The organism is Shewanella aestuarii (genome assembly GCF_011765625.1).
Taxonomy (GTDB): domain Bacteria; phylum Pseudomonadota; class Gammaproteobacteria; order Enterobacterales; family Shewanellaceae; genus Shewanella; species Shewanella aestuarii_A.
This window is the reverse complement of the sequence record NZ_CP050313.1, coordinates 3,573,618-3,593,173: the sequence shown is the minus strand read 5'-3', so window position 1 is coordinate 3,593,173 and position 19,556 is coordinate 3,573,618. Positions and strand designations below refer to the sequence as shown.

At 41.7% G+C, this 19,556-nt stretch carries 18 protein-coding genes; 9 read left to right on the top strand and 9 right to left on the bottom strand.

Annotation, left to right across the window (positions count from 1 at the left end; translation table 11 throughout):
• Positions 1-62 precede the first annotated feature (62 nt).
• Complete coding sequence (gene arfB / locus HBH39_RS15675) at positions 63-482, bottom strand: alternative ribosome rescue aminoacyl-tRNA hydrolase ArfB (protein WP_167679603.1); 420 nt, start codon at positions 480-482, stop codon at positions 63-65.
• A 123-nt stretch (positions 483-605) separates the two neighbouring features.
• Here arfB and HBH39_RS15670 point away from each other — a divergent pair, with 123 nt between their 5' ends.
• The 3 genes from HBH39_RS15670 to HBH39_RS15660 all read left to right on the top strand — a co-directional run bounded on the left by HBH39_RS15670 (position 606) and on the right by HBH39_RS15660 (position 1,478).
• Positions 606-971, top strand: coding sequence for an STAS/SEC14 domain-containing protein (locus HBH39_RS15670; protein ID WP_167679602.1), 366 nt, complete (start codon positions 606-608; stop codon positions 969-971).
• A gap of 70 nt (positions 972-1,041) precedes the next feature.
• Entirely contained in the window at positions 1,042-1,215 is a 174-nt protein-coding gene (locus HBH39_RS15665) for a DUF3012 domain-containing protein (RefSeq protein ID WP_167679601.1), read from the top strand.
• Between the two features lie 50 nt (positions 1,216-1,265).
• Positions 1,266-1,478 carry an EAL domain-containing protein gene (locus tag HBH39_RS15660; RefSeq protein WP_167679600.1) on the top strand — a complete coding sequence of 71 codons (213 nt, stop codon included), beginning with the start codon at positions 1,266-1,268 and terminating at the stop codon, positions 1,476-1,478.
• A 180-nt stretch (positions 1,479-1,658) separates the two neighbouring features.
• Here HBH39_RS15660 and HBH39_RS15655 read toward each other — a convergent pair whose 3' ends face one another.
• Positions 1,659-2,513, bottom strand: a complete 855-nt coding sequence (locus HBH39_RS15655; RefSeq protein WP_167679599.1) for a PA4780 family RIO1-like protein kinase — start codon at positions 2,511-2,513, stop codon at positions 1,659-1,661.
• Between the two features lie 279 nt (positions 2,514-2,792).
• Here HBH39_RS15655 and HBH39_RS15650 point away from each other — a divergent pair, with 279 nt between their 5' ends.
• Positions 2,793-3,104 carry a hypothetical protein gene (locus HBH39_RS15650; protein ID WP_167679598.1) on the top strand — a complete coding sequence of 104 codons (312 nt, stop codon included), beginning with the start codon at positions 2,793-2,795 and terminating at the stop codon, positions 3,102-3,104.
• Positions 3,105-3,231: 127 nt separating this feature from the next.
• Here the strand turns inward: HBH39_RS15650 and HBH39_RS15645 are convergent, their stop codons facing one another.
• Positions 3,232-4,152: a manganese-dependent inorganic pyrophosphatase gene (locus tag HBH39_RS15645; protein ID WP_167679597.1), complete on the bottom strand. Its 921-nt coding sequence runs from the start codon at positions 4,150-4,152 to the stop codon at positions 3,232-3,234.
• Between the two features lie 153 nt (positions 4,153-4,305).
• Positions 4,306-6,639 (bottom strand): aminotransferase class V-fold PLP-dependent enzyme, encoded by a 2,334-nt coding sequence (locus tag HBH39_RS15640; RefSeq protein ID WP_167679596.1) that lies wholly within the window; start codon positions 6,637-6,639, stop codon positions 4,306-4,308.
• Positions 6,640-7,041: 402 nt separating this feature from the next.
• Here HBH39_RS15640 and HBH39_RS15635 point away from each other — a divergent pair, with 402 nt between their 5' ends.
• The 3 genes from HBH39_RS15635 to HBH39_RS15625 all read left to right on the top strand — a co-directional run bounded on the left by HBH39_RS15635 (position 7,042) and on the right by HBH39_RS15625 (position 10,262).
• Entirely contained in the window at positions 7,042-7,620 is a 579-nt protein-coding gene (locus HBH39_RS15635) for an LON peptidase substrate-binding domain-containing protein (RefSeq protein ID WP_167679595.1), read from the top strand.
• Between the two features lie 71 nt (positions 7,621-7,691).
• Complete coding sequence (locus tag HBH39_RS15630) at positions 7,692-8,699, top strand: pseudouridine synthase (protein ID WP_167679594.1); 1,008 nt, start codon at positions 7,692-7,694, stop codon at positions 8,697-8,699.
• 69 nt (positions 8,700-8,768) lie between these two features.
• Positions 8,769-10,262, top strand: coding sequence for an EAL domain-containing protein (locus HBH39_RS15625; protein ID WP_167679593.1), 1,494 nt, complete (start codon positions 8,769-8,771; stop codon positions 10,260-10,262).
• A gap of 174 nt (positions 10,263-10,436) precedes the next feature.
• On the opposite strand, the gene HBH39_RS15620 is transcribed toward HBH39_RS15625, so the two are convergent.
• From HBH39_RS15620 to metJ, 5 genes are all read right to left on the bottom strand, one after another.
• Positions 10,437-11,810 (bottom strand): tetrathionate reductase family octaheme c-type cytochrome, encoded by a 1,374-nt coding sequence (locus HBH39_RS15620; RefSeq protein ID WP_167680115.1) that lies wholly within the window; start codon positions 11,808-11,810, stop codon positions 10,437-10,439.
• Between the two features lie 60 nt (positions 11,811-11,870).
• Positions 11,871-13,583 (bottom strand): DUF3373 family protein, encoded by a 1,713-nt coding sequence (locus tag HBH39_RS15615; RefSeq protein WP_167679592.1) that lies wholly within the window; start codon positions 13,581-13,583, stop codon positions 11,871-11,873.
• A gap of 145 nt (positions 13,584-13,728) precedes the next feature.
• A complete protein-coding gene (locus HBH39_RS15610) occupies positions 13,729-14,055 on the bottom strand; it encodes a c-type cytochrome (protein ID WP_167679591.1) in 327 nt (108 codons plus the stop codon).
• A 254-nt stretch (positions 14,056-14,309) separates the two neighbouring features.
• Positions 14,310-15,044: a sulfite exporter TauE/SafE family protein gene (locus HBH39_RS15605; protein ID WP_167679590.1), complete on the bottom strand. Its 735-nt coding sequence runs from the start codon at positions 15,042-15,044 to the stop codon at positions 14,310-14,312.
• A 169-nt stretch (positions 15,045-15,213) separates the two neighbouring features.
• Positions 15,214-15,528 (bottom strand): met regulon transcriptional regulator MetJ, encoded by a 315-nt coding sequence (gene metJ, locus HBH39_RS15600; protein WP_167679589.1) that lies wholly within the window; start codon positions 15,526-15,528, stop codon positions 15,214-15,216.
• 208 nt (positions 15,529-15,736) lie between these two features.
• Between metJ and metB the strand changes: the two genes are divergently transcribed.
• Positions 15,737-16,909 carry a cystathionine gamma-synthase gene (gene metB / locus HBH39_RS15595; protein WP_167679588.1) on the top strand — a complete coding sequence of 391 codons (1,173 nt, stop codon included), beginning with the start codon at positions 15,737-15,739 and terminating at the stop codon, positions 16,907-16,909.
• A 21-nt stretch (positions 16,910-16,930) separates the two neighbouring features.
• Positions 16,931-19,324, top strand: a complete 2,394-nt coding sequence (locus HBH39_RS15590) for a bifunctional aspartate kinase/homoserine dehydrogenase II (RefSeq protein ID WP_167679587.1) — start codon at positions 16,931-16,933, stop codon at positions 19,322-19,324.
• The last annotated feature ends 232 nt before the right edge of the window (positions 19,325-19,556 follow it).

Below are 19,556 nucleotides of genomic sequence, written 5' to 3'. Positions count from 1 at the left end.
AACGTAACTTGCTGATTGAGTAAACCTCAATCTATTCATTTTAACATTAATAAAATAGCGGATTAGTCAAAGCTAGGCTTACCTTGACGCAGTGCTTTGGTGGCTCCACGTTTCGTTTTGGCGTCAACGCGGCGACGTTGGCTCGCTTTGGTTGCTTTTGTTGCAATCCGTTTTTTGGCCACAATGGTGACGCTTTTGACCAGCTCTATAAATTGTTCCAGTGCTTGCTGGCGATTAAAATCTTGACTACGTGATTGCTGACATTTAATGATGATTTTACCGCTTTGGGTAATACGATGATCAGCCTTCACTAACAATTTTTGTTTATAAAAATCAGGCAAAGATGATTGATGGATATCGAAAATTAACTGAGCCGCAGTCGACACTTTATTAATGTGTTGTCCACCGGCACCACTTGAGCGAACAAATTGCCACTCAATTTCTTTATCTTCGATACTGACGCTGTGAGAAATTTTAATCATAGCTTGTAGTATAACTTTTTTAGATTAAAAATAGTTATATATTGCAGATGGACATTTTTGTTATGCTTTACGCTAATGCCGTATCAACGCTGTGCAAGCGCAGCGATAAAGCTGGAGTTGTCTATGCTTTGCCAAATTTCCGATATCACCAAAGGGGTTATAAGTCTGTTTGTGAGTGGCCGTATTTCTGCAGAAGATTACCGCATCCGTTTGCAGCCAGCGATTGAATCTTACCGTAAAGATTGGGGGAAAGTGTGTTTATACATTGAGGCCGATGTGTTACTTGAAGGGTGGGAATTCGGTTCATTGGCGGGGAGTGGTGAAGTACAATTTCCTCAATTTGATGCACTCGTGTTTGTGGGTGGCCCTGATTGGGTGGGAAATTCGGTCAGATTACTGGGCCCCTTTATGCAGGGTGAAATAGCATGGTTTCCATTATTAGAAAAACATGATGCAATTAGTTGGATTATTAAGCACTCACAGCAATAATAGTTTGCTCATCATTAAGGTTTCATCAATAATTTGTTTGTTAGCTCGTCACTTAAAGCAAGGAAGTATTATGTTATTAAAAAAATTATTAGCCACATCAGTCGTTTGCATATTTGCATTAGGTATTACCGCTTGCTCCCCTGAAGTAGGTAGTGAAGCCTGGTGTAAAAAAATGGAAGACAAGCCAAAAGGTGATTGGTCAGCCAATGAAGCCGCTGATTATACCAAGCACTGTGTGTTTTAATAAAACTTAAAACAAAATCTTTTAAGCCCAATCTCTGGATTGGGCTTTTTTTGCTTTTAGTATTAATACCTTACTTAATTCAAGGTTATTCATCGTTGAGTCGCCTTAAGCATTTAAATGTCGATAAAATTAAAATCGATCGATCATTTTTAAATGACGCAGATACAGATCCTAAAAGTGTTGGCATTTATCAAAATATTGTGGCGTTAGCCCAAAGGTTGGATATTGATGTGGTTGCTGAAGGAGTTGAAACGCTTGAATAACTGCAGTTTTTACATCAATTTGGCCCGATATATATGCAAGGGTATTTATTTCAAAAACCGCATATAAAATCAGAACAACTAACAGCTCACGCTATTAAAAATATTGTTTTACAAAACCATTAACGCCTTTGTCATCCAAAGGCCTGTAACTTAGGCAATTGTTACACAAGTGATGATCTTTTATTGATCAATAGCATCGTTTATTCGTTCACGGCGTGCTTGCTCTTCTTCATATGCCGCTTGGATTTCATCTAATATTGAGTCAACGTCAGCGCTGTGGGTGTCTTCTGCAAATAGACCTGTCAGCTCTGTTTCAGGTAATAAGTCACCTTTTTCGTATAGGTGCCACATTTCCTTGGCGTATTGAGTATGTTTTAACTGCGGAGCAAATTGCGAATAGTAACGTGTCATGTTGTTTACATCACGGGCGTGCATTGCTTTGGCATTGTTATTGGCTGAAGCGTCAATCGCTTGTGGTAGGTCGATAATCACTGGGCCTTGTGCATCTAGCAATACATTAAATTCGGATAAGTCACCATGGACAATGCCTGCACAAAGCATACGGGTGATGTAGTTCATCATGGTGGCATGATCGCGACAAGCCTGCGCTTCAGTAAGAATGACATCATTTAAACGTGGGGCGACATCACCTTGAGCATCAGTGATTAGCTCCATCAATAACACACCCTCAAAGCAGCCATAAGGTGTCGGCACTCTGACGCCTGCTTCATCGCATTTGTATAATGCATCGACTTCAGCGGTTTGCCAGGCCTGCTCTTGTTGCTCACGTCCATAGCTTGAACCTTTTTCCATAGCTCTGCTACGGCGGCTGTTACGAGACTTACGGCCTTCTTGATATTGCGCGGCTTTTTTAAAGCTGCGTTTAATGGCTTCTTTATAGACTTTCGCGCAGCGGATATTCGTACCACTGCGGACCATATAAACTGTTGCTTCTTTACCACTCATTAACTGGCTGATGACTTCATCAATTAAACCATCGTTAATGAGTGGTTGTATTCGTTGGGGAGTTTTCATTGCGCCGTTATACCTTAGTTCGGCACTGGTTGGAATCTCTTGGTGGGTAAATATTTCTCTGGTTATTTATATTTAGCCCTTATTCCGAACAAGTTGAGCGAGATTTAGGTAAGAAAACTTACTGATACTCATAGTGTTTTAACAATATCTCGCCATCCGTCTTAGCTGAATCGCTGTGAGTGATAACCTTTCAGCTTGTAAGGCTAATTTCTCTATGTGCTTGAGATCACATTTTATGAGGTTATACTTGAAGAGTATTTGTTAAAAAAGGAGGCGTTAATGTACGAGATAGGACTTTCAGATGAAGTGGTGAAATCAACTTATGCCACGATTCAAAAAGGGGCATTTCGCGCCGATGGTAAGTTGTGGATTGCAGATGATCAACTACATTTTTCACCGTTTGATAAAGACTTAGGTTATGGCCCTTATCATATTCCTTTGGCAGACATTAAAGGGGTAAGCAAAACGTGGGGAAAAGGAGCGGGCGTTATTCCTGTTACCTCAAACGCGATAAAAGTCGATTTGGTTGATGGTAAAGATTTAAGCTTTATTCTTGCATCACCTAAAGAGTGGATCAAGCAGCTCAGTTAGCGGTTAAGTCCATTGGGGCGCTTAATTGATTGATAGAGTCAAAAAAGGCCGAACCTTATTTTAATCTAAGAGTTCAGCCTCATTTTATACCAAACTGGTTAACTGTTTAGGTAATTGCTTTGTGTCATTAAGCAAATGCATCTTGCAATGCTGGTACTACTTGCTTTTTACGGCTTAACACGCCATCTAACCATACACGGCCATCAACAGTTGCTTTGCCATAGGCTTTTTGGGTTAGCTCGGCATCATCAGATACCACTAACATTTCAGAGCCTTCTTTCATGATATCGGTAAGCAGTAGCAATACGCTATGGCGATTACCTTCAACTTTTAGTGCTGCAATATCGGCTTCTAAATCAGCTTTAATGGCATCAAATACTGATAAGTCGATAACTTCTAACTGGCCAATACCTACTAAGTTACCGTTCATATTGAAGTCTTTAAAATCACGCATCACTAAATCACGTGCTGGCGTACCCTCAACGGCTGATTTGACTTTGAACATTTCCATGCCCAAGGCTTTAAAATCTTCAATGCCGGCGATTTCAGCTAATACTTCAACGCAGCGAATATCTGCGGTGGTGCAGGTGGGGGATTTAAAGATAACCGTGTCACTTAAAATGGCGCACATCATGATACCTGCGATGTTTGCTGGGATTTCCACTTGGTAGAAATCGTACATCATCTTGATCACTGTGTTACTACAACCCACAGGACGGATCCAGCATTCCAATGGTGTTGATGTGGTTAAATCACCGAGTTTGTGGTGATCAACAATCCCTACGATAGTCGCCTCGGCAATATCATCCGGTGCTTGGGTAATTTCAGAATGGTCAACAATATAAACATTTTCACCCGCGTAGCTTGTTTTGAACTCTGGTGCATCAAAACCAAACTTGTCTAAAATGAACGCGGTTTCGGGTGATAATTCACCTAAACGTGCAGCAATTGCTGGCTCGCCAATTTGATTTTTTAAGTAAGCTAATGCGATTGCACCGCAAATTGAATCTGAATCAGGGATCTTGTGACCCACTACATACATTGACATGGTTAAGGCTCCTATAAATTTGCGCCGATTTTAGCAAGATTTATTAGCTTGACCAATCCTTAGACGAAAAAAAGCCCTAGGCGGAGAGTCCTAGGGCTGTTGAGCTTAACTGTGTTTGTCCACGAAAAGGTGTTTTGAGCCTACATTTTATCTTTAAGCGGCTTGAACTGCGGCCTTTACAGGTGTGCCACTTAATGCGTAACCACCTTTTAAGTGGGCGATATGTGTAAAGCCAAGGCGCTGCATGGCTTGTGCAGCGGCCAATGAGCGACTACCACTGCGACACACTAATACCCATTCAAACTTATTGTCAGCTTGATGTTGTTGCATAAATTGCACTAACCGGGTTAAAGGGACGTTTTCGCAAGACTGCATAGACGGCTGTAACACGTATTCGTGGGGCTCACGTATATCAATCAATTTAACTTTAGCAGCGTTTAGGGCTAGGTCTAAGGTCTCGCGGTTATATTCAGTAATTGGACTGAGCTTGCTTGCACATTGGCTTTGAAGGGCGCCACAAATAATTTCACTGCCCACATTATCATTTAGCTGGCTGTCTAGAATCTGTTTTTGCGCGACAAATTCGTCAACAGAGACCACGCCTTGAATCACTTGCTGTAATAACGGGTTACGTTGGCATTCTGCCATCATATGGGTGGCAAACTCATTATGATAATCATGACTTGGGCAAATCAGGGTTTGTGGTGCTAATAGTGAGCTAAGTAATTGAATACTTTGATACATGGATTCACTGCAGCTATTGGTAAAATTAGTGCGGCCCAAGGTATTCATTAAAATAGTGTCACCACAGAAGGCAAATAGGGTGTTTTGTGCCAAAGTGTCGTGCTTTCGCAATGGCGTACATAGTAATAAGCTAATGCTGTCATTTGTGTGGCCTGGGGTTGGCACTTTCACTAACCATTTATCTGCTACTTCAATATATTCAAATTGTTGTTTGTTATCACGCAATCTCAACGGGGTTTGTGGCCAGCCGAGTTGATCACATTGATGATCATTAAGATGTTGTGCGCCTAGCAAGGTTCGCCCGGAAACATGGTCGGCATGTCCATGGGTGTCTAGTATGGCTTTCACTGTGAGTTGTTGGCATTGGAGTAACGTGTCTATACGCTGAGTTAGTTCAGGTAACGGGTCGATAATCAATGCCTGTTTTGCTTTGGCATCGGCATAAATCCAAGTACAACTGGCTCCAGAACGCAACTGCACTAGTCCTTGTAGCGGCGTTTTATGGTTAAGTGCATCATTGAGATTGGTATCATCTAGCACCATGCAACTTTGGCTGAGTGCTTTGGCGGCAAATAAGATGCGCTCACAAGCTTGGTTGATTTGCTTCTGTGTCATGGCTGGGCCAAATGACAGTCTAATCGCTGATTCACTTTGCCATGCAGGCAGCCCCATTGCATCAAGGACAAAGCTGCGTGTGACTTTTGATGAGCAGGCTGAACCTGAGCTAACACGAATATTGGCAGCATCAAACAAATCCATGATTTCTTTACTACTAAAACCTTTAATCGCAAAGTTAAGGGTGGTCGGCACGCTGTTAGCAAAGCTGTGATTAAACACAATTTGCGGAAAGGCTTGTTGTAGTGTATCTGCTAACTGTTGGCGATATTGATGTAAAGTGTTCTGGGGAGCGAAGCTAGAATCTGCTTGAAGCAATTGCTCAAAAATCACTTTAAAGGCAGCCATGCCCGGTAGGTTTTCTGTACCTGAACGCAAACCGCTTTCTTGGCCACCTCCTGCAATAAAAGGGGTGAATGGGGTGTTTTGACGGATATATACAAAGCCAATGCCTTTAGGTGCATACAATTTATGGCCGCTAAATGGCGCGTAATCAATGCTGGTGTGCTCAAGATTGAGCGCCGTTTTACCTAATGCCTGCACGCAATCTACCATCCAAAATGTGCTTAGACTGGCTTGACGTATGGTTTTTTCTAATTGTTTAAGGTCTTGAAATACCCCTGTTTCATTATTGACCGCCATGGTGCATATCATCAGCGACTTGGCAGCATGTTGGGCAATAAATGATAAATCTAAATTACCTAGACTATCTACAGGAATAGCAACGACTTTGGCGTTAATGTCAAGAATGTGATTCCAGTGTTTAAGTGATTCCGGCACGGCTTTATGTTCAGTCGCACCGTAAAGTAAATAATAGTTTTCACCAGTTTGATTATTTGCTTTTAGCTGAGTACGGGCAGCGACTAATGCTGAAATAATCGCAGTTTGTATTCCTTCTGTTGCACCGCTGGTAAAAATGAGTTTACCGTTACCGGCCCCGATGACTTGTTTGGCTTTTTGACGAGTTTGCTCCATTAGGTCTTTGGCTTGTAAGCCTGTGATATGGCTCGAACTTGGGTTACCAAATTGATGTTCCATGGCTTGCAATGCCGCTTGGGCAGCTTGAGGTAATACCTGTGTAGTGGCATTTGCATCTAAGTAAATCAGACTTAAGTTGTTGTTATTCATTGTTTACTAATCCATTTGTTTATTATTGTTGTTATAGGCGAACACTATATTTCTTTTTGTTATAAGTAATTTCGCGTGGTTATAATAGCGGTTTTTTACATGGATTCAACATTTAAAATGTAAGGTTAATCGCGAGACTAGATGTTGGTAATGGCTTAGGTGCCGTGATTTGTGGTGAGACAAGAATATCGAGGATGATAAGTAGGATGATTTTGAATTAAAGAAATATCTTATTCAGGCATATTTCAAAAGCAACAATGTAATTTTTACATCAAGATAGTCGTTCATTAGCATTAATTAATCTGTGTTGAGTGGTTGAAAAATGAACCGCTGCTAAACTTAATTCATACCAATGCGATTAAGCATTAAGTGAATTCTCACTTTCGAGTGTGGGAGGCGACTATGCAAACCCGTGAAATGGCCTTATTAATTCAGGATGCGGTGTTATTGCCAGCGGGAAGGCTTGAAATTCGAGTGGCATTACCTGCTGAGCTGGCAATGGTTGTTATGGTTCTAAAAGGGCAATGTGGCTTAGCGTTTGGTGCGCAAAAGTCCAATGATACTTTGCCCTGTTATGCCACGGTCACCGAATGTGACATCATTGATTTTAATCAACTTGAAGACAATACATTGAGCATTGTACTTGAAGGAAGGCAGCGGCTTAAAGTGTTATCAGCAGCGATGCGAAGTGATGGTATTTGGATAGCGAGAACCTTACCTTGTCAAAATTGGCGTGATGAACCTATTGTGGGGGAATTTGAAATAATCAGTGCTGCATTAGAGCAGTTTTATGAGGTTAATCCCGATTTGCTTGAACTTTATACCCAGGTGCATTTAGAAGATGCGACATGGGTTAGTCAGCGCTGGTTAGAAGTCTTGCCTATGTACAATCGTGATAAATTGTTATTGGTTGAGCAACCTGATTGCCATAAAACCATGGACTTTGTACTGCAATTATTGCGATCCCATGTGGATGTTTAGCATATTCGAGTAAGGTGGATGGGGATAACCTGTTAAACTGACAGCACTTCAAAAATACTGTTATCAATTGTATGTCGTATAAACCTTCTGACACTAAACGAGCCAATGCAGGCTGCGCTACCTCCAAAGACGCTAATGACAAGGTATCCAATCGTTGCGGCGCTATTGCTGCGCAGCCGTCTTTTGTCGTGTTACCTCAACAACAAAACCCACAACATCACACAGTGATGGATTTTCTGATTGCTAAATTTCCGCAGATTGCTGCAAAGGTATGGCTAGATAGAGTCACCAGTGGCAAAGTCCATTGGCTAAATGGTGAGTTGATTTCTGTCTCAACTGCTTATGTGCCTAGTGCTAGAGTTTATTATTATCGTGAAGTGGAAGCGGAAACTCAGGTGCCGTTTTCAGAGGTTATTTTGCATCAAGACGAGCATAAAATGATCGTCTATAAGCCGCATTTTTTACCCGTTACCCCCGGAGGTAATTACGTTAATGAATGTTTAGTGCATCGGCTACGTAAGCGCACGGGGATTGATACCATTGCTCCTGCTCATCGTTTAGATAAAGACACTGCAGGGGTGATGTTAATGACAGTGAATCCTGATACTCGTCATGCGTATCATCAATTATTTGTTGATGGCGCAATTCAAAAGCATTATCAGGCATTAGCGATGTTGACAGCAGATATCTTGAAACAATATCAGCAAGGTCAGCTAAAACTCCCGCATATGTGGACGGTTAAAAATCGTATTGAACCAGCCGATCCCAGTTTTATTATGCAAATCACGCCAGGCGAGGTGAATAGCCATTCACAAATCAGTCTGGTAGCCATTCATAACAATATTGGTTTGTTTGAGCTCAGTCCGATCACGGGCAAAACCCATCAATTACGAGTGCACATGCAAAGCCTTGGTATGCCATTGATTAACGACAGGTTTTATCCTGTGCTTCAGCCCAAAGGGCCTGATAACTTTGCTAAACCATTAAAGTTATTGGCACAGCGATTGCAATTTATTGATCCAATTAGTCAACAGCATAATGATTGGTGCTGTGAAGGGCTTGATTTATCATTAATTTAAATATTTACACTACCTTAACATCCACAGGCAGGCTATATTGAAGATAACTTGCTGGATTTAGGTGGTTTCATGGAACGAATTAAGTATGGTTTAATCTTTTTAATTACGCTGCTTCTGAGCGTTGCATTATTACGTTTTACTGACCATATATTAGCCAAGCAGCTGATTGGTCGTGACGCAGCCATGTTAACCGATAAGTTTGAGCGTTTAATTAAAACAAGTGCTGCACAGTTAAATGCTTTACCTGATATTACATTTGACTCATTTGAGTGTAATGACGAGGTTGAAGCACAGTTAAAGCGTACCGTGTTTGATGCTAGTTTTATTCGTTGGGTAGGAGTAGCCAAAGGGCTAAATATTTATTGTGAGTCTAACGAAGTCATCCGCGAAGTTCACAAAGTAAAACACCATCAAATTAGTGAAACATATAGTTTAGGGGTATTGGAGTCTATAACAGGGCAGCATCTTGAGCTGATACTGATCCGCAATATGGGCGATATTTTTTATGTGGCTAGTTTGATCCCTTTAGAGCCTCGCTATTTTGTGCCCATGAGCTGTGAACACTGTTTAGAATATAAAATATCTTTTGATTCGAGTCCTTTTTTAACATTTGGTTTTGAAAGTTTTGATGGTGATTATTTTATTAGTGAAGAGGTTGTTTTAGCTTCGTCCTATTTTGAAGCAAAGTTTCAGTTATCTGGCAATCGTGAGTTTTATGAGCAATATACCTACTTTTCTTGGTGGATGATTTTACTCATTGCTGGCATTGTTGCCTCCTGGGTGACATATGTAGCAAGTTTATGGTTTAACCATGCTCAATCTATTCATAATCAAATTATTCAAGGGATTAAGCGGTCTGAGTTTATTCCTTTTTATCAACCTATTGTGGACTCCCGCAACCAAAAAGTGATTGGTGCCGAAGTGCTGATGCGTTGGCAACGTCAAGATGGTAGCTTAATGCCACCGAATCAGTTTATTCCCTACGCAGAAGCTAATGGTTTAATCGTGCATATGACCAAGGGGTTGCTCGGGCATGTGTTTAATGATGTAAAACAACTTGCCAGTAAACGAGATGCCTTATTTTTTAGCGTTAATATTGTGCCTGAGCATTTGGATAATGATGATTTGTATCAGATGCTAAAAGGCGTGGTTGAATCAGGTGAATTGCAACAGCATAGTATTTCATTAGAAATTACTGAGCGCTTACCTATAAAAGATTTAGTTGCTGCGCGTAAAATGTTAGATAAGTTTTACGCGATAGGTATTGATTTAAAATTAGATGATGCTGGTACCGGTTACGGTGGTTTTAGCTATGTGCAACATTTAGGGATCAGTACCCTAAAAATTGACAAGATGTTTGTTGATACCATAGGTCGTCAAGACAATTTTAATACTAAAACCATTGAAGCAATTATTTCATTTGCACAAAAATCCAATTTAAATATGATTGCTGAAGGGGTAGAAGATGATAAGCAAGTTGCTTATCTAAGTGAGCAGGGTGTTTATTTTATTCAAGGTTATGTTTACTCAAAACCGCTGCCGGCAAAACAGTTTTTTCATTAATGCTTATAAACACTAAAATATAAAATGCCTTATCAACTTGATAAGGCATTTTTCGTTGCTAGTTGCTAGTTGCTAGTTGCTAGTTGCTAATTGCTAATTGCTAATTGCTAATTGCTAATTGATTGATATTGAACAAGCCTTTCTAATTAGACTGTTTGGTTGAATGACCAAATCTTATTTAGCATGTTTTGGGCCTTGCTTGTTTTTCATTGGGTCACCCTTATAACCAAGCGCTTGCCAATCTAAACGAGTCCCCTTGTTGTGGCAGTCATTACATTGAAGAGCCTGCTCTTTAGGTGAAACCATATGGTTGATGCGCCACCACATTTCAGTTTCAACAAAGTCATGCTCGCCACTGTAACTTAAGCCTTTTTCAATCATGGTGGTGTTCGCTTCCATGCCTAGCTTGGATGCTAAATCCCAATCAAATTTATCCCAATAGCCATTTTCACCAAACACTTTAGGGGTAATTAATATATTCAATTTGGTGTCATATATTTGCTTACCTGTATGTACTTTGAATGGATAAATTTTGGCTTTGCTGTCGTTAATGTTGCCAAGTGGGTAGGCCAATTTGATGGTTTGACTTGGGTCAATTTTATCGCCAGCCATATACGCATCGGCTTTACCATTAAACCAAGCATATTGTGGTGGTACCATTTTTTGCCAAATAAAGCTGCCTTTCTTATTCATAAAGGTTTTTTTGCCATTTTCGTCTTTAACTTCAGCTAATTCTTGGCCAGCGGTAGACCAGTCCCAACGCATTTTTGTCGGTTCATTTTTGGCAAAGAACGGAATGTGGCATGTTTGACAGGCAACCGTTGCTGTATGAGTATTGAGCTTTTTGCTGTCATGTGGCGCACTGTCATGGCAGTTTTCGCAACCGATAGGGTTTTCTCCGCCCGGTGATACGCCCATGGCATTGCCTGATATTTGATGGCTTGCTGTGGTGTGGCAAGTTTGGCATTGAAAATCATTACCGTCGGTATCCATGTGGACATCTGTGTCTTTTTCTGGGTAAGACATAGAAGAGTCGAGATCGCCATGCTTAACCGCATCACCACCACCGCCATAGAAGTGACAAGTGCCGCAATTATCACGCACAGGTTGACCGACATTTTGGGCAACACGGGTTAAGTCAACCTTGGCCATTGGCTCACCCGCACCTGCTGGTTCTTTGATATAGGTTCCGGTAGTGTCGTGACACACTAAACAATCCACCTTGGTCATATCGGTAAAATCAAAACTGTTATCTTTCCAGCCGTAACCTGCGTGGCAGCTAGTGCAGCGTGGTTCATTACCAGCAATTGAGACACAAAAGTTATTAATACTATTCTTTTTGCCACGCATTACGGTGCGATCGGGCAACTCTTGCTTTAATTCCCAAGTCCAATGGGAAGATTTCATAAACTCTTTTGCATGATCTTCATGACATTCAATACATTGCGTGGTGACTTCAGTGCCTTGTGTAAATGGCCCTTTAAGTACTTCTTTATGATCAAATGCTGCGTGAGTGGCGCTACTGGCTAACAGTAACATCCAAGCCATTGATATTTTTTTCATGATTTAAATCCTTACCCTGAGGGGCGAGGCCCCCGGGAAGTGCAATTAAAAGTTAACAGTCAAAGAGGCGTTTACATCGTAAGCGGTATCCACTACAGGCAGCATGGAGTAGGCGGTACCAGCAATGACATCATCCACTTTTTGAGGTGCGCCAACCGGGGTGCCGCTGCCTGTGTATTCAAAGTCGTAATACAAGCCTGCTAACTTGATAAACATTCTTGGGTTGATATCAAAAATGTAATAGGCTTCAGCGACATGGCCTCGAGTAGCTAATTTGCTACCAATGGGGTCATCTTGGGCTTGGGTAAATGGGGTCCAATATTCTGAACCATAGTTGTACTCTAGACCGAATTTACCGCCCGGAGCGGGCATTTGCATCCCGATATAAACGCCGTAACCATCTTTGGTATCCGTATCGACAGTTTCTTTTGGTACCATAATGATTTCAGTACCCGTGCTATTTAGCTCCGCTTCAAACACAGCATCATTTAACATGCCGCCAAATAAACCGGCATTGCCATTAGGTTCTGCACGCGTCCAACCGATAGAAGCAAACCATTTGTAATCATTTTCAGTTTCTCTAGCATAACCTAAGCCACCTAAGAACATGTCACCAATAACACCACTAGGCTGAACACGGGTGACAAAGTTGAAGTTTTCAAACTTTTGCATGTCTTGATACATAGTCGGAGCAAATATTCCCGCTAATTGGGTGGGAAATGCCATGGTGCCCTTGAAGCCATCGTTGATATCTTTAGCGCCAAATAAGGTCATTTGCAGGAAGTTAGTGCCGTCATTAATCACATCAATATTGAAGCCACCTAAGTGGGTATCTTTAGTGATAATGTCGCCAAACATCTCGCCATTACCAAACTGAGACTCAAATCCTTGGCCATAACAAAAACGTACGACTTGGCCTTCAATACCGGTGATTTCACCTAAGTTATAACCCAATGTTGCACCATCAAAATTAAAGTTAACTAAGTGCCCAGATGGCGTGCCGCCGCGCATTTCATTTTCACGATAATGACTCGGTGGGCCATAGGTTGAAGGGCGACGTCCAATAGAGAGGTAAGTATTGCTACCGTTAATATTTTTCCAATCAAAATAAGCGCGCTCTACTCGTAACCAATCGCCACTGGTGTTGCCACTACTGGTGCCATCCATGGTAAATGAGTTCCATGAATCAAATACCTTAACCCCGGTAGAGTCGCCCCAGTTTTTATACATGCTGAGTCGGCCTGCAAAACTGACGTTATCCCATACTTTTGCTTTGAGATCTAAACGTAAGCGAGTGGTGTAAAGTATGTCGTTATCGATATCTTGTTGGGTTTGAGGGGCAAGAACATAGGGCATTACGCCTTGTAACATGCCACTTTGAAATGCCGCAGCTAACTCCGGGTTTGCGGCCATCATTTTACCTAGCGGTGAAGTAGCACTGCTAGGGTCGCCAAACGCACCAGACATGGCTTTAGCGCCAAAATCTGAAAAGTTAACTTTCATTGCTGGATTCCAAGTGACATTTTGAAAGTGCAATGAATGCGCTTTGGTCCGAAAATCACCTGTAATTTGAATTCTATCTAAAGCGGTGTGGCGTTCGGTTTTATCTACCCGCGAATTGAGATCATCAAGTTCTTCGGTAATGTCTGCTAGTTGCTGTTTAAGATCGGCGATTTTTTGGGCGTCGATATCTGCTGTAAAACCAGCCCCGCTAAAAAGCAGTGCATTAGCCACTAATATTGAAATGAGAGTACGCATAATATTGCTCCCTAAAATTTGGTTGTTTTTTGTGCTTTCAACCAAATTTTGATTGTCAGAGTCCCTGAGGCTAAGCCCCAATATTTTTTGATTTCAAGATGTAATCTGTGCCTATTACGACACCTTGTTTAACCCTAAGTGGCTATTAACCGCAGGTTTGTGGCTGATCTGAATCCGCAGCGTGGTCATATAAAAACTGCTGAATATCTTTCAAATCTTTCTCTGATAAGGCTTTAAATACTTCAGGTTTGGCTTTGTGTTGATCGCGTTTGAAAAAGCGATCCCATTGACTCATGGTTTTTGCCATCGGGGTTAACTCTGGTCCTTCTGTGCCGACACTATGACAAGCTTTACATTCTTTTTTATAAAGGTGTTTACCTTTTTTCGGATTGCCACCCTCAGCCGCCATTGCTTGACTACCAAGTGATAAAAACAGAGCCATTGCAATGGCAACTTTTAGATTGATTTTCATTGTTCACATCCTCATCTAGGGTATGGGGTTCACCCCAATTACTTTTAATTTAAAACCGTGTCCTTGTTGTTAAGAATGTTACCTAAAAGTAGGTAGTGTTAATTTGAAGTAGATCAAGTTAATGAGAAAAATCTAATTGATAAAAATTTAATTGAAAAAAATCTAATAGACTGGGTGTGATCAAGCTCATAGGAGATGATTAAGTTTAGTGATAGGCGGATATAGCGAGTATGGCTGTGTTAAATATGGGGCATTTAAGCTAATGCATAGATAGATTTTATGGTTAGCACTAAAGCACTTAATGTGCACAGGATCAGCGTTGCGGTGCGGGTTTTATTTTTATCCACTTTGCCAACAAGCCGCCCTGCAACGAAATAACCCGCAACGACAGAGGGAATTAACATCACAGATAGCCACATATGCTTCCATTCAACCAAGCCGACCAAAACTAAAATAAGCAGTGCAATTACCGAGCTAAAAACAAAATAGGCAGACAATGCCGCCCTAAATTGACTGGCATCTTTACCCGACAATAAAATCGCCAGTGGTGGACCGCCAATCGCCGCAATATTGCCAAAAATACCCGATACCACACCTGCAATAAACAAGGTAAGTCGATTTACCGGCGCTGAAAACTTAAACACACTTAACAAAACCGCGGTAAACACAATGCCAGCGATGGCCAAGCCTAATACCGCTTGCTGGGCGAACAGTAATAATGCGGCGCCTAGAAATCCCCCAGGAATTCGACCGATAAGCGCATATTGCAATCCGTTGAAGGCTAAGTGAGCTCGCTCTCTATATAAGGTCATTAATGAAATAACAAATCCCATCACAATTATCGGTATAGGCACGAGTTGTGGGTCAACAATATACAGGAGTGGACTGGCAACCACGGCTAAGCCAAAACCAATTAAGCTTTGGGTTAATGCACCGCAAAAAATAATCACTGACGCTAAAATCAATGTGGTGGGATCAATAAATGACATAAAATGGAACTCGTTATAAGCGTCTGATTGAGTATGGGTTACAAAACGGAACATACAGAATTAAGAAAGGCGTAAAAACAACATTCCACCAAGATAACTATCCTACACATAGGATAGTTATCTTGGTGGAATGTGATTGAAGAGTTTGGGTAATTCTAATTTGCAGAAATTACTCTAAGTCTTCCCATTCAATACCCATTTGATCCATTAATGCTTTCGCTTCACGCGGGATGCTATCTGGCTCATCTTTTGATAAATCATTATCATCAGGCAATGGTTGACCTGTGTAGGCATGCAAAAATGCTTCACAAAGTAATTCGCTATTTGTCGCGTGGCGCAAATTATTCACTTGGCGACGGGTGCGCTCATCGGTCAATACTTTCAATACTTTTAAAGGAATTGATACGGTGATTTTTTTTACTTGTTCATTCTTCTTGCCGTGCTCGGCATATGGGCTAATATAGTCGCCATTCCACTCAGTCATTAACTCACCCTTTACTATAAATTCGCTGCAGATTTTAAACCCTTACAATCTCTAGTCAAATTATTGCTGTGTTTTAGTGCACATTGCAAATAGATTTCTTGATGTTTAGACGTCTAAACGGCTATTTTTGTTGACCTGAGTAGTTCTGTTAGGTAAATTTAGCCATCTAGACATCTCTTTTGTGTGTTCATCGTGTTAGGAGTCAACCATGACCAAGTCTTGTAAACAACATAACAGTGCTACCGTCGCCGTGCGTCAGGGCATTGAGAGTGACACACAATATGGTGCTGTTGTTCCGCCAATTTATTTATCGACCAATTATTCATTTGATGGCCATAAAAATCCGCGCGAATTTGACTATAGTCGCTCAGGTAATCCTACTCGTTGCATTTTAGGTGAGGCTATTGCCAAGTTAGAGCATGGCGCAACGGGGGTGGTGACTTGCACTGGTATGGCTGCTATTACCCTAGTAACCAGCTTATTAGGTCCAAATGATTTACTTGTTGTTCCGCATGATTGCTATGGTGGCAGTTACCGTTTATTTACCAACTTAGCTAAAAAAGGCCAATTTAAACTGGCGGTGGTCGATCAAACCAACGAACAAGCTTTGGCTGAGGCTATTGCTAGAAAGCCCAAAATGGTCTGGTTAGAAACGCCATCTAACCCACTACTACGTGTTGTCGATATCGCTGAAATCGCTAAAGCGGCTAAACAAGTCGGTGCATTAGTAGCAGTAGACAACACCTTTTTGTCTCCTATTTTGCAACAGCCACTTAATTTAGGCGCAGATATTGTGATTCACTCAACCACTAAATATATCAATGGGCACAGTGATGTTGTCGGTGGTGCTGTGGTGGCAAAAGATGCCGAGTTGGGAGAGCTACTACATTGGTGGTCGAATACTTTAGGGTTAACAGGCTCAGCGTTTGATAGCTATTTAACCTTACGCGGTATTCGTACGCTTGCGGTGCGTATTCGCGAACATCAAGTCAATGCCCAGCGTATTGTTGCGCTGTTAAGTCAAAGTGATGTTGTTGCAAAAGTGTATTATCCGGGGTTAAAAGACCATCCAGGTCACGAAATTGCGGCGAAACAACAACAAGGCTTTGGTGCTATGTTAAGTTTTGAACTCAATGGCGGTGAAGCAGAAGTGGTTGCCTTTTTATCTGCATTAACTTTGTTCAGTGTTGCTGAAAGTTTAGGCGGGGTGGAAAGTTTAGTGGCCGTTCCTGCCACCATGACGCACAGAGCAATGGAGCCAGAGGCTCGCTATGAGGCCGGTGTTAAAGATACATTATTAAGGTTGTCTGTTGGTATTGAAGATGGCGATGATTTAGTGGCAGATATTCAAGCCGCATTAGCTGCAGTCGCAGCGTTGTAGTGGGTGCTTAAGGAGTTACAAATGGCGCGTGGTCATTTACATAAATTTGGTGGTTCAAGTCTTGCTGACGCCGATTGTTATCGACGTGTCGCTCATATTTTACTGACTCATGGTAACAGTGATGACTTAATTGTGGTGTCAGCCGCTGGCAAAAGTACCAATTTTTTATACAAGTTACTCAATTTGCGTGAAAGCGGTCAGTTGTGGCAAGAAGAGCTACAAGTGCTGATTAGTTATCAGCAAACCTTGATCGAACAGTTATTGTCTAATGAGCAAGCGCGCGATTTACGCGAGCGTTTATCAACGGATAAATCTCAATTAATTAGTTTGCTATCGCTTGAGCAGCGTAATGAGTACCAGCTTAATCAAGTTGTCAGTTTTGGTGAACGTTGGTCTGCTAGACTCATGGCGGCCTTGTTACGTGAATCAGGTGTGGCGTCTTCTCATGTTGATGCTTGCTCTATTTTAGTCGCCGATGAAGGCTCTGTGCCTAATATTCGTGTTGATGAATCGCGTGCCAAGGTGCAAGCATTATTAGCCGCTCACCCGAATGAAAGATTAGTGATCACCGGCTTTATTTGTGCCAATGGTCAAGGTGATACCTTATTATTGGGGCGTAATGGTTCTGATTTTAGTGCGACTTTAATTGCCAGTTTAGCTGACATTGGCCGTGTCACCATTTGGACGGATGTTGAAGGAGTATTTAATGCTGACCCGAATAAAATCAACGATGCCAAACTATTAAAAAGCATGTCGCTTGCTGAAGCCGATCGTTTAGCACGACTTGGCTCGCCGGTGTTACATTCACGTACTTTGCAGCCATTGTTTGATACCTCGGTCAGCTTGGCTGTGCGCTCAAGCTATGCTTCGCATACCGATTTCACCTTAATAGCCCCACAAAGCTCATCTGCAAGTGCCCCAGTAGTAACAAACCTCAATGAGGTGGTGTTATTTAGCTTTAAATCTAGTGCCAGTATTGAGCCATTATTAGCTATTTTTGCCCAAGCGGGTTTAACCCCACTGGCACATTGGGTGTTGGCTCAGCAAAAGCTAGAGTTAGCCTTTACGCTTGAAAGCCAAAAGCAAGTTCAGTCATTATTGGCCAGCTTTGCAGCTGAGTTTGTGATTGAAGATTTGCAAATACACAGCGATTTAGGTTTGGTGGCCTTGGTGAGTGCTGACGCTGAGTTATACCGTAGAAGCTTTGCGCGTTTGCTCAGCCGTGATGCTAAACCTATCTATCAAGATGGCTTAAGTTTGGTTACTTTAGTGCCACAAGCACAAGTGAACTTATTAACTCAAAAAGTGCACCGCCGCTGCGCTGGCCCTAGAATGCGCATAGGGGTATTGCTACTGGGCGTGGGTAATATTGGTGAAGCTTGGATTGATTTATTTAAACGTGCGCGCTTTGGTTTAAATAAAGAGCTGGAAGCCACGGTAGAATTGGTTGGTTTAGTGAGTTCTCAAAAAGCCTTGATTGATAACGCAGGTGTGGACTTAGACAACTGGCAGCAACAATATGAGCAACAAGCACAACCATGGAATTATGATGGTTTATTTGAGCAAATTGAGCAGCTATCTTGTGATGAAGTTGTTGCATTAGATATCAGTGCCAGCGCCTCATTAACCTTGCAGTACCCTGAGTTATTTGCCAGAGGTATTCATGTGGTTAGTGCTAATAAATTAGCCGGTTCTGGGCCATTACCTTTTTATCGTGAATTGAAACTGCAATTAGGTAATCGTCGTTTATTTTGGCGCTACAATGCCAGTTGTGGTGCCGGTTTGCCTATTCAGCATGCGCTTAATGATTTACGCAACAGTGGTGACACCATTGAAGCTGTAGGCGGTATATTTTCAGGTACATTATGTTGGTTATTTGAAAATTACGATGGCAGTAAGCCATTTTCAGAATTAGTCACCCAAGCAAAAAGCTTAGGGATCACTGAACCTGATCCTCGCGATGATTTATCTGGACGAGATATGCAGCGCAAATTGCTTATTTTGGCGCGTGAGATTGGTTTGGCAATTGAACTGGAAGACATTACCTTAAACTCATTAGTGCCAGCCCATTTAGCTGAGTTAACCTTGAATGAGTTTATGGCGCGCATTACTGAGCTTGATGATGACTTGCTACAGCAATTTAGTGCGGCTGCCGAGCAAGATAAGGTGCTGCGTTATGTCGCATCACTTGATAAAGCCGAAGGTAAATTGAAAGCTGAAGTAGGAATTCAATGGGTTGATCGCAATCACCCCTATGCCAATTTAACTCCTGGTGATAACGTATTTGTTATTCGCAGCGCATTTTATCAAGGTAATCCATTGATTATTCGCGGCCCGGGTGCAGGTAGGGAAGTTACCGCAGCAGCAGTGCAATCAGATTTAGTGCAAATCTGTCGAGATCTATTGCAAGAGTAAAGCCTATTTGCCAAGAGGTTATCTACTTAAAAGCAAGGCTGGTTAGCGGTCTTGCTTTTTTTTCATCGTTATCTTGCTAAATTGTCACTGTGGTTCAAATCATTCTATGTACTTTTATTCTTGACATCAGAGTCAGTTAAATTACTATGTAGACATGTAGACGTCTAAACGTCCGTTTAAACAAACCGAGAATTACACCCATCGATGCCACCATCGAAGCAGTTGAAGGAAT

What these genes read in the sequence shown, in the direction of transcription:
- HBH39_RS15635 (WP_167679595.1), top strand. Translation starts at nt 7,042, where the DNA reads ATGCAAACCCGTGAAATGGCCTTATTAATTCAGGATGCGGTGTTATTG.
- HBH39_RS15605 (WP_167679590.1), bottom strand. Translation starts at nt 15,044, where the DNA reads ATGTCATTTATTGATCCCACCACATTGATTTTAGCGTCAGTGATTATT.
- HBH39_RS15645 (WP_167679597.1), bottom strand. Translation starts at nt 4,152, where the DNA reads ATGTCAATGTATGTAGTGGGTCACAAGATCCCTGATTCAGATTCAATT.
- HBH39_RS15665 (WP_167679601.1), top strand. Translation starts at nt 1,042, where the DNA reads ATGTTATTAAAAAAATTATTAGCCACATCAGTCGTTTGCATATTTGCA.
- HBH39_RS15630 (WP_167679594.1), top strand. Translation starts at nt 7,692, where the DNA reads ATGTCGTATAAACCTTCTGACACTAAACGAGCCAATGCAGGCTGCGCT.
- HBH39_RS15590 (WP_167679587.1), top strand. Translation starts at nt 16,931, where the DNA reads ATGGCGCGTGGTCATTTACATAAATTTGGTGGTTCAAGTCTTGCTGAC.
- HBH39_RS15650 (WP_167679598.1), top strand. Translation starts at nt 2,793, where the DNA reads ATGTACGAGATAGGACTTTCAGATGAAGTGGTGAAATCAACTTATGCC.
- metB (WP_167679588.1), top strand. Translation starts at nt 15,737, where the DNA reads ATGACCAAGTCTTGTAAACAACATAACAGTGCTACCGTCGCCGTGCGT.
- HBH39_RS15615 (WP_167679592.1), bottom strand. Translation starts at nt 13,583, where the DNA reads ATGCGTACTCTCATTTCAATATTAGTGGCTAATGCACTGCTTTTTAGC.
- HBH39_RS15610 (WP_167679591.1), bottom strand. Translation starts at nt 14,055, where the DNA reads ATGAAAATCAATCTAAAAGTTGCCATTGCAATGGCTCTGTTTTTATCA.
- metJ (WP_167679589.1), bottom strand. Translation starts at nt 15,528, where the DNA reads ATGACTGAGTGGAATGGCGACTATATTAGCCCATATGCCGAGCACGGC.
- arfB (WP_167679603.1), bottom strand. Translation starts at nt 482, where the DNA reads ATGATTAAAATTTCTCACAGCGTCAGTATCGAAGATAAAGAAATTGAG.
- HBH39_RS15620 (WP_167680115.1), bottom strand. Translation starts at nt 11,810, where the DNA reads ATGGCTTGGATGTTACTGTTAGCCAGTAGCGCCACTCACGCAGCATTT.
- HBH39_RS15625 (WP_167679593.1), top strand. Translation starts at nt 8,769, where the DNA reads ATGGAACGAATTAAGTATGGTTTAATCTTTTTAATTACGCTGCTTCTG.
- HBH39_RS15640 (WP_167679596.1), bottom strand. Translation starts at nt 6,639, where the DNA reads ATGAATAACAACAACTTAAGTCTGATTTACTTAGATGCAAATGCCACT.
- HBH39_RS15670 (WP_167679602.1), top strand. Translation starts at nt 606, where the DNA reads ATGCTTTGCCAAATTTCCGATATCACCAAAGGGGTTATAAGTCTGTTT.
- HBH39_RS15655 (WP_167679599.1), bottom strand. Translation starts at nt 2,513, where the DNA reads ATGAAAACTCCCCAACGAATACAACCACTCATTAACGATGGTTTAATT.